A 19,873-nucleotide genomic window follows, 5' to 3' on the forward strand; every position below is an offset into this window, starting at 1 on the left:
CCAATGGGGAGGATTTTTACTTTTACTATGAAAGATATTTATAATATCTATTTTATACGTCCCATGGTATGCCCCTAACGTGTCGTCTATGGTATGATTAAGATACATTATTAAATAGATAAGGAGACTTCCATGAAACAAGCTATTTTAGTTGTTGCCTTTGGGTCCACTGTTGACAGTGCTCGTGAACATAATATTGACTCCGCTGTGGAGTATATCCGTAAATCCTATCCAGAGTATACGGTAGAATTAGCATTTTCCTCTCGTATCATCGTTAAGCGGTTGCGTGAACGAGGGGTTGAGATTCCTACTGAGCAAGGTGCATTAGAAAAACTTATTCAAGAAGGCTATACACATATTTATGTGCAACCCCTACATTTTACAGGTGGTGAAGAGTTTGATAAGTTGAAAAATAATATTCTCGCTCATGAAGGGGAGGGCCAACTGGAAGTGTTGCGCGTAGGTAGACCTCTCGTATACTACATGGGCCAAGAAGAGCATCCTGATGATTATCAAATCTTGATTGATCGTTTTATTAAGCCACTCAATATTTCCAAAGATGATGGTTTATTATTGGTCGGTCATGGTGGCCTTGGTTCTGGCAATTCTTCATATGGTAATTTACAGTTTAAATTAATTCGTGATGGTCTTACGAATGTGCGTGTTGCAGTACTAGAAAATGCACCATATGTGGCAGATGTAGCTATGCCTTGGGAATGGCTTGATGGCAAACGGCCAAACACAATTTATGTGCATCCATTATTATTGGTACTTGGGGATCATGCACAAAATGATCTCTTTGGTGATGAAGAAGATAGCGTTGTCAATGAACTTGCCGAAGCAGGTTATGAAGTTAAACCAATTCATAGTGCCCTTGGTGAATATGAATCGATTCACGATATCTTCCGTCAACATGTGCAGGATTGTATCGATGATTTGTATGGTAAACGTAGTCCACATCGCCCTGCAATTCCAAATATTAAATAGTATCTTTGTATATCTTGTATAAATTAGTTATAATAAAAGATATGAAATTTATAAATAGATTGTAACTATAAGAATAGGAGAACCCCATGAAAGGTAAATTATATGGCATTGGCGTAGGCCCTGGTGATTCTGAATTGATGACTGTGAAAGCTGCTCGCATCGTAGGTGAAGCGGATATTATCATCACACCAAAAACAGAAAAGAAAGATGGTTCTGTAGCACTTAATATTGCGTCCCCATACATTCAAGAACATACAGAAATCGTTCCTGTAGTATTCCCAATGGTATTGGACGATGCAACACAAGAGGAAGGCTGGCAAGAAGCAAAACGCATTATCTTGTCCTACTTAGATCAAGGTAAAAGCGTTGTATTCTTAACATTGGGCGATCCTATGTTCTACAGTACATACATGTATGTATATCGCTTGATCGAAAATACAGGCCATGAAATCGAAACAATTCCTGGCGTTACTGCATTCTGTGCTATTGGTTCTCACCTTGGCTATCCAATCGTAGAGAAAGAAGAAGTACTAGCTATCGTTCCTGCGACAGCACCAAAAGAAAAAATCGATGCTGTATTGGCTGTAGCTGATGATGCGGTAATCATGAAAGTATATAAAAACTTTGATGAAGTACAAGAAACATTGCTTAAACATAACATGGCAGATGATGCGGTTATGATTAGCCGTGTAGGTTTGCCTGATGAGCAAGTATATGTTGGTTTAGACAATATGCCAAAAGATACTAAACTCAACTACTTATCTACAATCCTTGCAAAACGTAAGGACCGTTAACAAACACGTCGTATTACGAGGTAATATCTATGAACACAGTACAGATTCCACGTGTTGTCATTGCAGGCACAAACTCTGGTGTAGGTAAAACAACAATCGTAGCGGGCTTATTGGCTGCTTATGCAAATGGTGGACGTACGGTGCAATCCTTTAAAGTGGGCCCGGATTATATTGATCCGGGCTTTCATAAAATTGCATCCGGCCGTGACAGCTATAATTTAGATACGTGGCTCGTGCCACCTCACAAATTAAATCCCTTCTTTGCTACTATGGCAAATGGTGTAGACCTTGCTATTATCGAAGGTGTTATGGGCTTGTATGATGGTGGACGAGAAGGCGTTAGTTCCACTGCCCAAATTGCTAAGCAATTGAATGCTCCCGTTGTGCTTGTTATCGATTGTAAGGCGATGGGTGAAAGCGCAGCAGCCATTGCTAAAGGATTTCGTGATTATGACTCAGAGGTAAACTTTGGTGGTGTCATTCTTAACCGCTTAGGCTCTGCTAATCATGAGCGCATGGTTCGTGAAGGCATGGCCAAGATTGGCGTTCCGGTTATTGGTGCTATTTATCGCGATGACCGTATGCACTCTCCGGAACGTCATTTAGGCCTCACACCGGTTACCGAAATTGATCCAACAGAGGCTATAAATACGATTCGTGAAGCTGTTGAAAAAATGGTTAAGCTCGATCAATTATTAGAGATTGCATCTAGTGCACCAAGTATTGAGTTACCAGATGCAGTTGATCCTAAGTCTGTTGAAAAGCGTGTAAAAATCGGTGTAGCTTATGATGAGGCGTTCTCTTTCTACTATCCAGCAAGTTTAGCCGCCTTAGAGGAAAAAGGTGCTGAAATCGTATACTTTAGCCCGCTTAATGACTTTGAAGTTCCTGATGTGGACGGCCTAGTATTTGGCGGTGGATTCCCTGAAATGTTCTTGTTCCAACTCTCCAGTAACGAGTCGATGAAGGAGTCTATTCGACAAGCCAATGAAAAAGGTATGCCTATTTATGCTGAATGTGGTGGCCTTATGTATTTATGTGAAAGTATCCACGATTTTGAGGGTACCGTATATGATACGGTAGGTATTGTACCGGCTAATTGCATTATGCAACAAAAGCTACAAAAAGTAGGGTATGTTACGGCTACAGCTAAGCGAGATACCTTGTTAGGAGCTGCTGATACATCTCTTCGTGGTCATGAGTTCCATTTCTCTACTATGGAGCCAACTGTAGAGAATTTCCCTTGGGCATTCCACTTAGAAGGGGGCCGTAAACCTCAATCCTATGATGGAGGCTTTGCCACAGACAATGTATTAGCATCGTATTTACATTTGAACTTTGCTGGTTCTGATGAAGGAGCGCAACATTTTATTGATATATGTGCTAAGTATAAAGCTAAAAGGAGCTAATTATGAGTGAACGAGGCTTAATTTTAGTTAATACCGGCAATGGTAAAGGTAAAACAACAGCAGCATTAGGTGTTGCATTACGCGCTGTTGGCCAAGGCCTTAAGGTTTTAATCTTACAATTTATCAAAAGTGGTAATGGCTATGGCGAACTAGTAGGTCTTGCTAAATTAGGGGACCAAGTAGAAATTCGTTCCATGGGTAAGGGATTTATTTACTATAAACGAGATGAAGTAGGCGAGGCTGAATTGGCACGTCACAAAGAGGCAGCTCAAGAGGCTTGGCACACATTAGTGGAAGAAGTAAATTCAGATCGATGGGACCTCATCATTATGGATGAAATCAATAATGCCATTAATTATGAGCTTATTGATGTAAATTCTGTAGTAAATATGCTGAAGTATAAACCCGAGCGCTTACACGTTATTTTAACGGGCCGTTATGCTAAACCTGAAATCATTGATGTGGCGGATACGGTAACAGAAATGAAGGTAGTAAAGCATGCTTATGAAAAGGGTATTAAGGCTGCTAAAGGCATAGAGTTTTAACTTATACGTTATAGGAATAATTAAATCTAAAATTTTCGAAAAAGTTCTTGCTAAAACTATATCGAAAATGTATAATATAGTCATAAGCACAAGGTGCTAAATATTCTTGACATTAAGTATGTATATAAGACTAACCAGGAGGTTAACTATGGCTGTACATGATTACATTAAATCCGGCGATTTCGCTACTGAAAAACACGTTCCTGTTATTGAAACTGTTGACACTGTAAAAGCAGGTGAAACTTTCCACGTAACATTGTCCGTTGGTAAAGACATCGCACATCCTAACACTGTAGAACATCACATTGAATGGATCAAATTGTACTTCGTAGCTGAAGGTACTCAATTGCCATTCGAAGTTGGTGAAATTTCCTTCAACGTACATGGTGACGGCGCAACTGCAAACGATGGCCCTGTACACGCAATCTCTGAAGGTTCTTTGGCAGTTTCCTTGAACAAATCTGGTAAATTGATTGCTGTATCCTACTGCAACATCCACGGTTTGTGGGAATCCGAAAAAGAAATCACAGTTGCTTAATTAACTTAATCAACTAATAAAGACCAGCCTTAGGGCTGGTCTTTTTGTATGTAAATTGTAAGGATAACTGAAATAATCACACTAAAATTATGTCCGCACTCAAAAGAATTTTGTTTTTATATAGTGGATAAAATGCCTTATATCCCTTTACAGTGCTATTTGTTTATGGTAAAGTATATGCATATTGATTTTTAGTAGAATAAGTTAAATGAGGGATTATTGTGGCCTTAATCGTTAAAAAGTTTGGTGGCAGTTCCGTAGCTACACCAGAAAAAATATTTAATATTGTTGATCGCGTCCTTCGTGAGAAGAAAGAAGACGATAAAATCGTTATTGTTGTATCTGCTATGGGCGATACAACAGATGACTTAGTAGCATTAGCTAAAGAGGTAACATCTAAGCCTTATGGCCGTGAAATGGACCGCTTATTATCTACAGGTGAGCAAGTAACAATTGCATTAATGGCGATGGCTTTCAACGAACGTGGTCATAAAGCGATGTCCTTAACAGGTGACCAAGCAGGTATTACAAGTAGTGATACATTTAATAAAGGCCGTATTTTGGGCGTTGATCCAAATCGCGTGTTTGAAGCTTTGGATGAAGGTAATATCGTAGTTGTGGCAGGTTTCCAAGGTATTACTGAATATGGTGACATGGTTACTTTAGGTCGTGGTGGCTCCGATACAACTGCTGTTGCATTGGCAGGTGCTATGAAAGCTGATGTGTGTGAAATCTTCACAGATGTTGAAGGTGTTTACTCTACAGACCCTCGCGTTGCAAAAGAGGCTTTCAAATTAGAAGAAGTAACATATGGCGAAATGCTTGAGATGGCACGTCTTGGTGCAGGTGTAATGCAACCTCGCGCCGTAGAAATGGGTTTCCGTTATGGTGTACCTATTCACGTACGTTCAACATTTAGTGACAAAACAGGTACTATTATTCGGGAGGATTATACTGTGGAAGCAAATAAACACGTAATTACTGGCGTAGCTGACGATACTAATACAGCAAAAGTAGCCCTTGTAGGCGTTGAAAATAAACCAGGTGTGGCAGCAACTGTATTTAAAGCATTGGCTGCAAAAAATGTGGACGTTGATATGATTGTTCAATCTATCCGTGCCGTAGGTGAACCTAAAACTGACCTTATCTTCACAGTAGCTATGGATGATGTTGTACTAGCTCGTGAAGTATTAGCAGAATTACAAAAAACTGTTGATATCGAAGCTGTAAACATCGACGAAAAAATGGCAAAGGTTTCTATCATTGGTGCAGGTATGTTAGGTCAACCAGGCGTAGCTGCTCAAATGTTTGATATCTTGAGCCAAGAAGGCATCAATATTGAAATCATTTCTACTTCTGAAATTAGTATTTCCTGTCTCGTTGCTGAAAATCGCGTTAAAGATGCTGTTCGTGTAATTCACAACGGCTTATTGTTAGACCAAAGAGGTTAATCAATCTATGGATAGTCTACGTAGTTTTATGGATGAAATGCTTAATGACCAAGGTCGTAAGGAAGGTTTCATTAGCGATCTACTAGGAAATCTTAAAAATCAGCCTATTCCAACATTGGAGCAAGCTCAAACCGGTTATACTACTGTAAGTAATTTACACGGTATTTTCTATGATTATGATAAGGCCGAAGTTACTATTTCTTATAAGGTGGTACCTGATATGTACCCACCTTATACATTGAGCTTTGTACAATTCCAAGCAGTGCTAGAAGGCTTATTAACCTTGCGCCGCAATCAAAAGTGGCAAATGCAACATAATAAATAAAATGAACCCCATGGGCTGTATGCCTGTGGGGTTTTGTATTTCGATAATTATTCTTAACATCTATATATAGGGTCGTCGATATGTTATAATAAATTGTTAGCATGAAATTAGTTATATTTATATAGAAAGAAGGGACAGCATGGAAATAAATAAGGTTTATTCTGGCTTTCGCCTTGACCGCATTGAGCGCATTGATGAGATCAATGGTACCGCTTATGAAATGAAGCACGAAAAATCTGGTGCTCGTTTAATTTATATTGATTCACCAGATTCTAATAAAGTATTCAATATTGCATTTAGAACAACACCTCACAATAGTACCGGTGTGGCACATATTATGGAGCACTCCGTTCTATGTGGTTCTCGAAAATTCCCATTGAAAGAGCCCTTTGTTGAACTTGTAAAAGGTTCTTTAAACACGTTCCTAAACGCTATGACATATCCGGATAAAACGATGTATCCTGTAGCGAGTAAGAACGATAAAGACTTCCATAATTTGATGGACGTATATCTTGATGCTGTATTCTACCCACGTGTTCGTGAAGATGCAGAAATCGTAATGCAAGAGGGTTGGCATTATGAGCTCGAAAATGCAGACGATGAACTTACCTACAAAGGTGTTGTATTCAATGAGATGAAGGGTGTTTACTCATCTCCTGACTCTGTATTAGAACGCCAAATGATGCGTGAGCTTTTCCCAGATACAACTTATGGTGTTGATTCTGGTGGGGATCCTGATTATATTACAGACTTAACATATGAAGAATTCCAAGAGTTCTACCGTGTTCATTATCATCCATCCAATAGTTATATCTTCTTGTATGGTGATATGAATATTGAAGAACAATTAGCATTCTTGAATGATGAGTACTTAAGTCATTTTGATGCTATTGACGTTCATACGGAGGTAGCTCTACAAGCTCCATTTACAGAAGGTAAAGTAGTGAGCTATCCATATAGCGTAGGTTCTGAGGAGCCAACAGATAATCGTACATTGCATTCCTTTGCGTATGTATTGCCTGATGTAACACCTGAACATAGCTTAGCCTTTGAAGTGTTAACACATGCTTTATTAACATCTCCTGCAGCACCTCTTAAACAGGCGTTGGTAAAAGCTGGTATCGGGTCTGACATTAGTGGCTACTATTTAGATAGCATTCGTCAACCTATGTGGACAGTACAAGCTACAGGTTCAAACTTAGATAAACAAGCTGACTTGCAACGTATTGTAGAATCCACATTACAAGAGTTATGTGATAAAGGCTTAGATAAAGAGTTATTAGAAGCTTCTTTAAATAGCATTGAATTTGCTCTTCGTGAAAGTGATTTTGGGGGTCGTCCTATCGGTTTAGCCTATATTATTCGTATGATGGATAATTGGTTATATGATAATGATCCATTGGAATTATTACACTATGAAGAGGCATTAACTAATATTCGAAAGGGCTTAGCAGGTACATACTTCGAAGATTTAATTCGTCATTCTATCTTGAATAACAACCATAAAGTTCTTGTTTCTATTTATCCTGAACGTGGTCTTCAAGAGCGTAAAGATGCAGAGGTTAAAGAGCATTTAGCTAATGTAAAAGCTAATATGACCTCTGAAGAAATCGAAGCAATTGTAGAACAAACTAAACGCCTAAAAATTCGTCAAGAAACACCAGATAGTGATGAAGCTCTAGCGTCTATTCCTTTGCTCGAGTTGTCTGATTTAAATCCTAATATTGAAGCTGTAGAACGCCGTGAAAGTAAAATTGGCAATACTACAGTTCATTTTGTACCTACTTTTACAAAAGGTATCAATTATGTAGGATTGTATTTTAAATTGAACTGCCTCACTGAGGAGGAACTATTCTACGCTGATATTTTAAGTGATATTCTTGGTCGTATTGATACATCTGAACGCGGTTATGAAGCACTGGCTAAAGATATTAATATGAATTTAGGGGGATTGAGTTCGGATATTACGGCCATCAGCAAAGATGGTAAGCGTGATGAATTTACGCCTCTTATGATTGTACGTGCGAAAGCATTACATTCTAAATTACCTGATTTATGTCGCTTGATTAATGAAGTAGTTCAAAAAGCAGATTATAGCGATGATCAACGTTTGACTGAACTTGTTCAAGAAAGTAAAGCCATTTGGGATAATGAAGCATTCCGCCGTGGTAATTCCATCGTAAGTCAACGCGTTATGGCTCAAGTTTCTGCAGTTGGCAAGTTTAGAGATAATGGTAATTTAGGATATTATCAAAAAATTAGTGAACTAGCATCTAATCCTGCAGCATTGCCATTATTACCAGAAAAATTAGCTGAAGTAGCTCGTAAAATTTTCCGCGCTAACAATGTAGATATTATGTTTGTTGGTGAAGAAGGTGAATTAGAAGCCTTTGAAAACCTAATGAAACCTTTTGTTGAAACTTGGGATACTACAGAATTAAGTAATGATGTATTACAAATCACTCGTCTATCTGGCAATGATGGTATTGTTACTGCTGGTAAGGTTCAATACGTAGCACAAGGTGGTAATTTTATCGATCATGGTTTCAAACATGTTGGTCCAATGAGTGTTCTAGAAACGATTTTACGTTATGAATACCTTTGGATTCGTATTCGTGTACAAGGTGGCGCTTACGGAGCATTTGCTAATTTCTATGATGATGGCAATATGATTTTCTGCAGTTATCGTGATCCTAACTTGTTAGAAACTTTGAATGTATATAAAGAGTTGCCTCAATACCTTCGTGACTTCACATTGACTGATCGTGAAATGCGTAAGTATATTATCGGTACTATGAGTTCTTTAGACTTGCCAATGACACCTGCATTGCGTGGACCTCGTGCAATGGGGATGTACTTCAGCGGTGCTAAATTAGAGGACAAAGTAGAGTTCCGTAAACAAGTAATCGCATGTAAGCCAGAAGATATTGTTGCATTAGCAGATGTGGTAGAACCTGTATTGAATGATAATCATATTTGTACAATGGGTAACGAACAAAAGATTAAAGATGCTGGTAATGTGTTTGATAACATTGTGTCTTTAGGATAAATAAGTTTATATCAATAAATGATATAACTTTAGTTTGACATATCTTCGGATGTATAAGTGGCATATTCATAATGGATATGCCACTTGTTTTCTGCTATAGGAGAGTTCTAATGAAAGGTAGATTTGCGCCTAGTCCAACAGGATATATTCATCTAGGTAACGTGTGGATAGCACTTTTATCATATATCTCCACACGCCAACAAAAAGGAACGTATGTTGTACGTATGGAGGATATAGACCTACAACGGTCAAAACGAGAACTAGGGGAAGCTTTACTAGATGATTTGGAATGGCTTGGCTTTGAATGGGATGAAGGTCCTCGTGTAGGTGGACCAGAAGTATCCTATTGGCAAAGTGAAAGACAAACATATTATGCAGACATATTAGAATATCTCGCATTAGAAAAACTAATTTACCCTTGCTTTTGTAATAGAGCGCGACTACAATCTATAGCTTCTGCACCTCATGTAGGCGAAGTGGTGCATCGTTATGATGGAAAATGTCGACATTTACGTGATTTTGAAATACAAGAGTTATGTAATAGCAAAGAACCATCCTTGCGCCTTGCTATAGATTCTTGTGATCTTGAGTTTGATGATCGATGGCAAGGTAAGCAGCATATTCATTTGGAAGGTGAACTAGATGATTATGTATTACGTCGTGGTGATGGTATGTACGCATATAATTTGGCAGTCGTATTAGATGATATAGCTATGGGAATAACTGAAGTGATTCGAGGCGATGATTTACTCGATACAACGGGACAGCAATTATATTTGTATAATACATTACAACAATGCTATCCCCATAAGAATATAGTGGTTCCTAAGTATGGTCATGCCCCACTTTTGGTAGATACAGATGGCCATAGACTTTCTAAACGCCAAAAGAGTATTACAATCCGTGAATTACGAGAACAGCAATGGTCAGCATCTAGAATTTTAGGAGAGTTAGCTGTTGCAGGCGGGCTTATAGATGGTGCTATGTATAGTCATCCACAAATAAGCCTTTCTGATTTAATTCATTTAGACCTATCGGTTCCTAGTTTGAGGCAAAAAACAATTGTCATTGAATGATAATAGATACATTGATTTTAGTTCTGAAATGTTTGCTAAAAGCGTATAATTCTTTAACTATAAAATTCGATACATTACATTGACAAAATTCGATATTTATTTATAATAGTATATAAGAGGTGGTTGAAATGACAATTCAACAAGCTTTAGATCAAAAGGTGTGGGCCGTTATTGGAGCCACTGATAAAACCGAAAAGTTCGGCTATAAGATTTATAAATGTCTTAAAGATCACGGATATGAAGTATATCCAGTTAATCCTAATGTTGCAGAAGTAGATGGAGACAAATGTTACTCTAGTCTTTCTGCACTTCCTGTTGTACCAGCTGTTGTGGATTTTGTTGTACCAGAATCAGCGGGTTTAGCTGCACTTGATGAATGCAAAGAACTTGGCATTTCAACTGTGTGGTTACAACCAGGAGCGGATAAACCATCTGTTGTTGAAAAAGCACATGCTTTAAACTTGCATGTCATTCAAGATTGTGTATTAGTTCAATTACCGTAGGAGGGTATAATGAGCGAATTAAAAGAATTAAAAACTGCTGAATATCAAAATTTAGTAAATCAAGGTGGCGTTACTGTTATTGATTTCTGGGCTCCATGGTGCGGTTATTGCGTACGTATGATGCCAATCATCGAAGAAATTGCAGGTGAGCTTGAAGGTAAAGCTAACTTTGTAAAAGTAAATGCTGATGAAGAACCAGAATTAGCACGTAATTTACAAGTTGAAGTATTACCTACATTTGTTATCTTAAAAGATGGCGAAGTAGTAGACCGTAAAATTGGCTTCTTGCCAAAAGGCGATCTTCAAGGTGCTATTGAATCTAAATTCTAATAATCGGAATAAATCTATATAGATAGAGTAAAAAAGACCTCATCAATGTATGTTGAATACATTGATGAGGTTTTTTTCATATTTTCTATAGAAGCAAATAAAAAGTATCGTATAAATATAAAATTATTTTAAAATATAAAATTTCATTTTACATAATTCAATATTATTAATAACTCAGTATTTAAGCGGATTAAGATAAGTTTTTAAATGAGTAAGAAATGAAACATAAGTTTAACTTATTAATTTTTTTATGGAAGTTTAAAATAATATATGGTAGTATTATGTTAAATATTGTGAATATTTAGTGAAAAAGAGTGCAATATTTGATTTATTTCTTCATTGTGGGGTGAGAGCCACAAATGTTGGGAGGGAACTTAATATGAATAAGGTATTCAAAGTTGTATGGAGTGCAACTAAGCACGCTTACGTTGTAACGTCTGAGTTGGCTAAGTCACATCAAAAATCTGCAACTACAATTGTAGCTGCAGTTATTTTGGCGGCTAGCTTTTCTGGAGGTGTTGCTAATGCATCCAGCCCTGAGGATTGGGCTAGAGCTGATCTTATTGGTAGCCAAAGATGGTTAACACCAGATCAAAATGCTTGGGGTCATATGCAAGATCAACATCAAGTTGATCCACAACAATTAGACCAACAGCAACAGCAACAACAACAGCAGCAACAACAACAATGGCAACAACAAGAGCCACAGCAACAACAATGGCAACAACAAGTGCCACAACAACAGCAGCAACAACAAATCCCTAAAAAAGGCGGTTCCACTGGTAATACCGTAATTAATAACTACTATACAGTTGTAACTACTGATGTTGAAAATGTTAAGAAAAATACACATAACATTAACGTTGTAAATAAAAAGGTAGATATCAATACTACTAATATTAATACTGTTAATAATAAGGTTGAGAGTGTAAAAACTGACATTAATAAAATCAATGCTAATATTACAAATATCAACGCTAAAGTTGATAAAAATAGCAAAGATATTGAAGGATTAAAAGGCAAAGTCGGCACTCAAATCACTAACATTCAACAAGATATCACAAATATTAACAATAATATTGACGCTAAATTTACTAAAATTAACAACGATATTGATGTAAAAATCGATAATAAAATTACTAACATTACAAATAATGTTGTTAATAATGTAAATACTAACATTGATGCTAGTGTAAAAAAACATATTGAAGCTAATAATACCAATATTATTAATCAAGTAAATCAAAATATTAATACTGCAGTTCAAAATAATAACACTACAATTTTGAACAAAGTTGATGAGAAGATTGAAAATAACAACACTACTATTATTAATAATGTTAATAAAGATGTAGATGTTAAGATTAATGATATTAAAACAAATATCAATAATACGAAAAATGAGTTGAACACTAACATTTCTAATGTTAAAAATGAACTCAATCAAAATATCAACAACGTTGATATTAAAGTTAACAACAATAAAAAAGCAATTGATAATTTAACTGTTAATGTTAACAATAATAGTAAATCTATTGCTGATTTAACTGCTAAAGTTGAAAAAAACACACAAAATATTGATGCTAATAATACTTTCATCATGGAAAACCGTAGATTTATCGGTGATAACAAAAAAGCTATCAACGATAACAAAAAAGCCATTGATGAATTGAAAGGTAAAGTTGGCACAACAATCAATAATATTAACACTACAATTGATAATAAGATTAATGAAAATAACACTAAGATTATCAACGAAGTTAATCACAATGTAGATGTTAAAATCAACGATAGCAAAACTAACATTATCAGTGAAGTTAACAAAACAATTAATTCTAAAATTGAAGCTAACAACACAACTATTATTAATAAAGTAAATAATGATGTTGATACTAAGATCAATGCCGTTAAAACTGATATTACAAATATTAATAATACTGTAAATAATGTAAGTGCAAAAGTTGATGCTAATACTACTAACATTACTAATAACACTACAAATATTAACAAAAATGCGACTGCAATTACTGAATTAAACACTAAAGTTGATAATCAAGGTAAAGTTTTAGTTAATCATGAAGGTCGCATCCAGGCGCTTGAACAAGACAATAAAACTATTAAAACTGACGTAGCTAATACTCAAAATCAAGTTAATATCAATACTAAAGATATTGCTGACTTGAAAGGTAAAGTTGGTCAAAATATCGGTAATGTTCAAGGAGATATTAAAGATATTAAAAACAATATCGCTAATATCAATACTAAAGTTGAAGCTAATACAGTAGCTATTAACAAAGTTGATGTAAAAGTTGACGGTGTTAAAGGTGATTTAAATGGTCTTAAAGACCGTGTAGATCGTCATGATCAAAGTTTAGAATTCTTGCATGACAATATCATAGATAACTCTACACGTATTTCTGTAGTAGAAGATGGTGTTAAAGCTAACCAAAAAGCTATCGATGAATTAAAAGGTCATGTTGGCACACAAATCACAAATATCGAAAATACAATTACTAATAAAATCAACGCAAATAACACAGTAATTAACAAAAATATCGATACTAAGATTGAAGCTAACAACACTACAATTCTTAACAAAGTAGATAATAATATCGATGTTAAGATTAACTCCAATAACATCAAAATTGATCAAAAAATTGATGGTGTTAAAGGTAACTTAAAAGATCTTGAAGCTAAAGTTGACAAAAATACAAAAGACATCAACGTAGCTGGTACAATTGCTATTGAAAACCGCAAATTCATCGGCGACAATAAAAAAGCTATTGATGAATTAAAAGGTCATGTTGGCAATCAAATCACTAATATCGAAAATACAATTACTAATAAAATCAACGAAAACAATACAGTAATTAATAAAACTATCGATAATAAGATTGAAACTAACAACACTACTATTATCAATAAAGTAGATAACAATATTGATGCTAAGATCAATGCTAATAACACTACAATCATTAACAAAGTTGATAAAAACATTGATGTGAAAATCAACGAAAATAACACACAAATTAACAATACAATCAACAAAAAAATTGGTGATGTAAATGTTAAGATTGATGGCGTTAAAGGTGATTTGGATGGACTTAAAGGTCGTGTAGATCGTCATGATCAACGTTTAGACTACTTACACGGTAATATTGTAGATAACTCTACACGTATTTCTGTAGTAGAAGATGGTGTTAAAGCTAATGCAAAAGACATCAATGTAGTTGGCAATATTGCTTTGGAAAATCGTCAATTCATCGGCAACAACAAAGCTGCTATTGATAAAAACACTAAAGCAATTGATGAATTAAAAGGTCAAGTTGGCACTACAATTAAAAATATCGAAACTACAATTAATAACAAGATTACAGAAAATAATGTAACTATTAATAAAAATATCGATACTAAGATTGAAGCTAACAACACTGTTATCAACCAAAACATTGATAATAAAATTAACAGCAACAACACAACAATCATTAACAAAGTTGATAAAAATATTGATGTAAAAATCAATGAAAACAACAAACAAATCAACAACACAATCAATACTAAGATTGGTGATGTAAATGTTAAGATTGATGGTGTTAAAGGTGACTTAAATGGCCTTAAAGGTGATTTAGAGGGCCTTAAAGGTCGTGTAGATCGTCATGATGAACGTTTAGACTACTTACAAGGTAACATTGTTGATCACTCCGCACGTATCTCCGCAGTAGAAGATGGTGTAAAAGCTAATGCAAAAGATATTAATGTAGTTGGTACAATTGCAATGGAAAACCGTCAATTCATTGGCGATAATAAAGTTGCAATTGCAAACAACACTAAAAATATCAACATCAATGCTAAAGCTATTGATGAGTTAAAAGGTCAAGTAGGTCAATCTTCTACAGTTATCAACGATATTAAGAAACAAATTACTAATATCAACGGTAAAGTAGAAAACAACACTACAAATATTGCGAATAACACAACTAATATTGCTAAAAATACTACAGCAATTAACAACGTAAACGTTAAAGTTGATGCTAATACTAATGCTATCGTAGACAATAGCAAACGTATCGATGCAACTAATGTGAAAGTAGATGCTAACACTACTAACATTACTAACAATACAACAGCAATCAATAACGTAAATGTTAAAGTTGATGCTAATGCTAAGGCTACTGTAGATAATAGCAAACGTATTGATGCAACTAATGTGAAAGTAGATGCTAACACAACTAACATTGCTAACAATACAACTGCGATCAACAATGTAAACGTTAAAGTTGATGGTGTTAAAGGTGATGTAGCTGGTCTTACTAAACGTGTAGAACAAAACGAAAAAGACATCAACGTAGCTGGTACAATTGCAATGGAAAACCGTAAATTCATTGGCGATAACAAAGCTGCTATTGCAAATAACACTACAAAAATCAATGTTAATGCAAAAGCAATTGATGAATTAAAAGGTCAAGTAGGTAAATCTTCTACAGTGATCAATGATATTAAAAACCAAATTACTAATATCAATGGTAAAGTAGAAAATAATACCACTAACATCGCTAACAATGCTACAAACATTCAAGCTAATGTAGTGGCAATTGCTGACAATAGCAAACGTATTACTGAAAATACTACAAACATCGCAAACAATACTACAAACATTGCTAATAACACTACAGCTATTAACAATGTAAATGTAAAAGTTGATGGTGTTAAAGGTGACTTGAATGGTCTTACTAAACGTGTAGAACAAAACGAAAAAGACATCAACGTAGCTGGTACAATTGCAATTGAAAACCGTAAATTCATTGGCGACAATAAAAAAGCTATCGATGAATTAAAAGGTCAAGTTGGTAATACAGTTAAGAATATCGAAACTACTATTAATAACAAAATCACTGAAAACAATGTAGTTATTAATAAAAATATCGATGCTAAGATTGAAGCTAACAATACTGTAATTAATCAAAATATCACAAATGCAATTACTGAAAACAACAAGGAAATTAACAATACAATTAACAAGGTAAATGTTAAAGTTGACGGTGTTAAAGGTGACTTAAATGGTCTTACAAAACGTGTAGACCAAAACGAAAAAGATATCAATGTAGCTGGTACAATTGCTATCGAAAACCGTACTTTGATTGGCAATAACAAAGCTGCTATCGACAAGAATGCAAAAGCTATTGCTGAATTGAACGGTAAAGTTGGTACTACTATCACTAATATCGAATCTACTATTAATAACAAGATTGAAGCTAATAATACTACAATCCTTAATAAAGTAGATCAAAATATTGATACTAAGATTACTGCTAATAACACTGTAATTAACCAAAACATTGCTAATGCAATCAATGAAAATAACACAACAATCATTAACAAAGTTGATAAAAACATTGATGTGAAAATCAATGAAAACAATAAGCAAATCAACAACACAATCAATACTAAGATTGGTGATGTAAATGTTAAGATTGATGGCGTTAAAGGTGATATAGCTGGTCTTACTGCACGTGTAGATCGTCATGATCAACGCTTAGATTACTTACAAGGTAACATTGTAGATAACTCTACACGTATTAGCGCTAATGAAGATGCTATTAAAGCATTAAAAGGCCAAGTTGGTACAACAGTTACTAATGTTGAAAACACAATCAATGCTAAGATTGAAGCTAACAACACAGTAATTAGAAAAGATATCAACACTGCTATTACTAATAACAACACTGTTATTAACAAAAATATTGCAAATGCTATTAGCGAAAACAACACAACAATCATTAATAAAGTTGATCAAAATATTGATGCTAAGATTGCTGAAAACAATACAGTAATTAACAACACAATTAACAGCAAAGTTAATGAAGTAAATGTTAAGGTTGATGCTAACGCAAAAGCAATTGTTGATAATAGCAAAGCTATTACTGACATTAAAGCTAATGTGACAAATATCAGCAATAAAGTAGATGTTAACACTGCAGATATCAAAGCTATCCGCACAGATGTAACTAACAATACTACTAACATTGCTAATAACACAGCAGCTATTGCTAATGTAAGCAAACAAGTTAAAAATAACACAACTACCATTTCTAACAATGCAACAGCTATTGCAAACATTAGTAAACAAGTTGCTGGTAACACAGCTAACATAACTGATGTAACTGCTAAAGTAAATGCTAATACTGGTCGTATTGAATCTAATACAACTGCTATTAACAACTTAACTGGTAAAGTTGATGCTAACTCTCAAGCTATCGAATCCTTGAAAGGTCAAGTTGGTAAAGGCAATACTACAATTGTTAATGTAGCTCAAAAAGTAGAAAATATTACTCAAAACATTAACGCTCAAAATAGCAACATCCAAGCTAATACTGTAAACATTCAAAATAATACTTCCAATATTAATAACATTAAAGCTAATGTTGTTAACGTTGAAAAGAATGTAAACAATATTAAAGCTGATGTAACAGTAGTAAAAGCTGATATCACAAACATCAATGCTAAAGTTGATCAAAAAATCAATATTGTGAACAACAATATTACTAACGTTAAAAACGATGTGAAGAATATTGATGCTAAAGTTACAAATATTGATAACAAAGTTACAAATATTGATAACAAAGTTACTAATATTAACAATAAAGTAACTAATATTGATACTAAAGTTAATGATATTGACGTAAAAGTTAATAACCAAAATACTGTAATCAACAATATCAAAACTGATGTATCTGGCTTGAAAGATCAAGTTGGCAAAAATACTGAAGCAATTAAGAACTTACAAAATGTAAGCGCTGATGTAAACAAAGTGAAAGAACAAGTTAATGCTAATACTCAAAAAGCAAATGCTAACGAAGAACGCATTAAAAATGTTCAAAGCCAAGTTTCTGTTAATACTGAAGCAATCAAACATAATACTGAAAACATCAATATTAACAAAGCAGCGATCAAACAAAATGCTGAAGCAATTCAAAATACTAATGTAACTGTACAAAAAGTAATCAACAAAGTTGATGAACATAGCAAAGTTATTAACGACGTATCTAAACAAGTTAATACTAATACAACTAATATTGCTAATATCAATAATGTTGTTAACCAAAATACAACTAATATTACAAACGTAACTAACCAAGTTAATGCAAATACAAGCAATATTAGCAAAGTATCTAGCCAAGTTAATACAAATACTACAAACATCAACACTCTAAATGCTAAAGTAGATACTAATGTTACCAATATCACTAAGGTAGATAATCGTGTAACTGCAGTAGCCAACCAAGTTAATGAAAATGCACAATTAACAAAAGCTGTTGGTACTCTAGCACTAGAAAATCATGAAAAAGTTAGTGTACTAGGTTTACAAGTAAACAAAAATACACAAGACATTGCTGATGTAAACACTAAAGTTGATGAAAACGTTACATTAACTAAAAACATTGGTGCTATTGCATTAGAAAATAATGAAAAAGTTAATGTATTGGGCTTACAAGTAAATAAAAATACTCAAGATATCAGTACATTAGCAGAAGCTGCAAATTACAGCTTGAAAGCTTCTAACATTGCATTACAAGATCATGCAACTCTTGTTCAACACGATGCTCAAATCGCAGAAAACTCTCGCCGCATTAGCAGTGTAGAACGCGATGTTAAAGTAGTGGGTGCTAATGCAGCAGCATTGGCAGCATTGAAACCTATCGAATACCACGAAGGTCAAAAAGCTCAAATCATGGCAGCAGTTGGTACTTACAAAGGTAAAACATCTACTGCATTGGGTGTAGCTCATTATGCAAATCCTGATTTGTTAATCCATGCTGGTGCAGCTTATGGTGGTGACCATAGCGTAATGGCAAATGCTGGTGTAACAATCGGTATCGGTAATGCTCCTACAGCTCCTAAAGCATCCCCAGCAACTGTAAAAGTTCTTGAAGATAAAGTGGCTGATTTACAAGCTCAAAATAAAGAAATCCGTGATCTTCTTGATAAAGTGCTTGCACAACAACCACAACAAGCTTCAAAAGCAGCTGTAAAAACAACTAAATAATTAGCCTCCCAATTGATAGATTAATTCTTTGATCTATCGCAGGTATAGAAACCGCGTAACAGAAATGTTACGCGGTTTTCTTTTTTGTGGGGATTCTGCCCATTATGAAACGTAGTAAGGATGTTACCCGTTAAGGAACTGATCTAACTATCTTCTATTAAGATGTTATTTTATGCTGTTGTGGTAGATAGTGGGTTTTAAGAGTTAGTTTTTATTTTATAGTCGAACATATGTATTGTAGAAAAGAGGAGAAAAATAGAGGTTGAATAAGAAAAATATAAAAAAGTGGGATAAAAATGGATTTTTTATTGTGATTGGTGGGGAATTGTGGTAGAATTTACCATATAGTGGTGGATAAGGAATGGTAAAGGGCGGTGATACGTATGTTCATGGGAGAATATAATCACACCATTGATACAAAAGGGCGGATGATTATACCCGCGAAAATACGTGAACAACTAGGCGAAGTATGCATTGTTACTAAGGGCCTAGATAACTGCTTAGCTATTTACACCGAAGAAGCGTGGAAGAAAATTTCTGGAGCTTTACAATCACAATCCTCCACTAAAGCTAGCGTACGTGCCTTAAAACGTTTTGTTTTTGGTAGTGCCGCTGAGCTTGAATATGATAAACAAGGTCGTGTCCTCATTCCTGTACCACTACGTGAATATGCGAGCCTTGATAAACAGGCCGTTATTGTCGGTGCTGGGGATCACGTTGAAATTTGGAGCCGCGAAAAATATGATTACTATGATGATCAAGTGGCTGAAAGTATGGAAGAACTTGTCGAAGGTCTAGAAGGGATTATGTTATAGGAGGCTA

Annotated in this window: 13 protein-coding genes; all 13 read left to right on the forward strand. The window is 34.9% G+C overall.

Features of this window, described 5'->3' with window-relative positions; genetic code table 11:
• The first annotated feature begins 132 nt into the window (after window positions 1-132).
• The 13 genes from ACSV5T_RS00830 (at window position 133) to mraZ (ending at window position 19,866) form a co-directional block, all read left to right on the forward strand.
• Window positions 133-987, forward strand: coding sequence for a sirohydrochlorin cobaltochelatase (locus ACSV5T_RS00830; protein ID WP_438320006.1), 855 nt, complete (start codon window positions 133-135; stop codon window positions 985-987).
• A gap of 86 nt (window positions 988-1,073) precedes the next feature.
• Complete coding sequence (cobI, locus tag ACSV5T_RS00835) at window positions 1,074-1,781, forward strand: precorrin-2 C(20)-methyltransferase (RefSeq protein ID WP_105085826.1); 708 nt, start codon at window positions 1,074-1,076, stop codon at window positions 1,779-1,781.
• Window positions 1,782-1,810: 29 nt separating this feature from the next.
• Window positions 1,811-3,190, forward strand: coding sequence for a cobyrinate a,c-diamide synthase (locus ACSV5T_RS00840; RefSeq protein ID WP_438320009.1), 1,380 nt, complete (start codon window positions 1,811-1,813; stop codon window positions 3,188-3,190).
• Window positions 3,191-3,192: 2 nt separating this feature from the next.
• A complete protein-coding gene (gene cobO / locus ACSV5T_RS00845; RefSeq protein ID WP_438320010.1) occupies window positions 3,193-3,735 on the forward strand; it encodes a cob(I)yrinic acid a,c-diamide adenosyltransferase in 543 nt (180 codons plus the stop codon).
• A gap of 148 nt (window positions 3,736-3,883) precedes the next feature.
• Complete coding sequence (locus ACSV5T_RS00850; protein ID WP_438320011.1) at window positions 3,884-4,273, forward strand: class II SORL domain-containing protein; 390 nt, start codon at window positions 3,884-3,886, stop codon at window positions 4,271-4,273.
• Window positions 4,274-4,494: 221 nt separating this feature from the next.
• Window positions 4,495-5,724, forward strand: a complete 1,230-nt coding sequence (locus ACSV5T_RS00855) for an aspartate kinase (protein WP_227720151.1) — start codon at window positions 4,495-4,497, stop codon at window positions 5,722-5,724.
• A gap of 7 nt (window positions 5,725-5,731) precedes the next feature.
• Window positions 5,732-6,049 (forward strand): hypothetical protein, encoded by a 318-nt coding sequence (locus ACSV5T_RS00860; protein WP_005386222.1) that lies wholly within the window; start codon window positions 5,732-5,734, stop codon window positions 6,047-6,049.
• A 139-nt stretch (window positions 6,050-6,188) separates the two neighbouring features.
• A complete protein-coding gene (locus ACSV5T_RS00865; RefSeq protein WP_438320013.1) occupies window positions 6,189-9,098 on the forward strand; it encodes an insulinase family protein in 2,910 nt (969 codons plus the stop codon).
• Between the two features lie 110 nt (window positions 9,099-9,208).
• Entirely contained in the window at window positions 9,209-10,174 is a 966-nt protein-coding gene (gene gluQRS, locus ACSV5T_RS00870; protein ID WP_438320014.1) for a tRNA glutamyl-Q(34) synthetase GluQRS, read from the forward strand.
• A gap of 128 nt (window positions 10,175-10,302) precedes the next feature.
• Window positions 10,303-10,677, forward strand: a complete 375-nt coding sequence (locus ACSV5T_RS00875) for a CoA-binding protein (RefSeq protein ID WP_005386225.1) — start codon at window positions 10,303-10,305, stop codon at window positions 10,675-10,677.
• 9 nt (window positions 10,678-10,686) lie between these two features.
• Complete coding sequence (trxA, locus tag ACSV5T_RS00880) at window positions 10,687-11,007, forward strand: thioredoxin (RefSeq protein WP_438320016.1); 321 nt, start codon at window positions 10,687-10,689, stop codon at window positions 11,005-11,007.
• 379 nt (window positions 11,008-11,386) lie between these two features.
• A complete protein-coding gene (locus ACSV5T_RS00885) occupies window positions 11,387-19,051 on the forward strand; it encodes an ESPR-type extended signal peptide-containing protein (RefSeq protein ID WP_438320017.1) in 7,665 nt (2,554 codons plus the stop codon).
• A 383-nt stretch (window positions 19,052-19,434) separates the two neighbouring features.
• Entirely contained in the window at window positions 19,435-19,866 is a 432-nt protein-coding gene (gene mraZ, locus ACSV5T_RS00890; RefSeq protein ID WP_438320018.1) for a division/cell wall cluster transcriptional repressor MraZ, read from the forward strand.
• Window positions 19,867-19,873 lie beyond the last annotated feature (7 nt).

Source organism: Veillonella sp. ZSJB6 (assembly GCF_051549505.1).
Taxonomy (GTDB): domain Bacteria; phylum Bacillota; class Negativicutes; order Veillonellales; family Veillonellaceae; genus Veillonella.

Bases quoted from the DNA above. Each gene is read 5' to 3' on its own strand.
- cobO (WP_438320010.1), top strand. From the start codon at position 3,193: ATGAGTGAACGAGGCTTAATTTTAGTTAATACCGGCAATGGTAAAGGT.
- ACSV5T_RS00865 (WP_438320013.1), top strand. From the start codon at position 6,189: ATGGAAATAAATAAGGTTTATTCTGGCTTTCGCCTTGACCGCATTGAG.
- mraZ (WP_438320018.1), top strand. From the start codon at position 19,435: ATGTTCATGGGAGAATATAATCACACCATTGATACAAAAGGGCGGATG.
- trxA (WP_438320016.1), top strand. From the start codon at position 10,687: ATGAGCGAATTAAAAGAATTAAAAACTGCTGAATATCAAAATTTAGTA.
- ACSV5T_RS00875 (WP_005386225.1), top strand. From the start codon at position 10,303: ATGACAATTCAACAAGCTTTAGATCAAAAGGTGTGGGCCGTTATTGGA.
- cobI (WP_105085826.1), top strand. From the start codon at position 1,074: ATGAAAGGTAAATTATATGGCATTGGCGTAGGCCCTGGTGATTCTGAA.
- ACSV5T_RS00840 (WP_438320009.1), top strand. From the start codon at position 1,811: ATGAACACAGTACAGATTCCACGTGTTGTCATTGCAGGCACAAACTCT.
- gluQRS (WP_438320014.1), top strand. From the start codon at position 9,209: ATGAAAGGTAGATTTGCGCCTAGTCCAACAGGATATATTCATCTAGGT.
- ACSV5T_RS00830 (WP_438320006.1), top strand. From the start codon at position 133: ATGAAACAAGCTATTTTAGTTGTTGCCTTTGGGTCCACTGTTGACAGT.
- ACSV5T_RS00885 (WP_438320017.1), top strand. From the start codon at position 11,387: ATGAATAAGGTATTCAAAGTTGTATGGAGTGCAACTAAGCACGCTTAC.
- ACSV5T_RS00850 (WP_438320011.1), top strand. From the start codon at position 3,884: ATGGCTGTACATGATTACATTAAATCCGGCGATTTCGCTACTGAAAAA.
- ACSV5T_RS00860 (WP_005386222.1), top strand. From the start codon at position 5,732: ATGGATAGTCTACGTAGTTTTATGGATGAAATGCTTAATGACCAAGGT.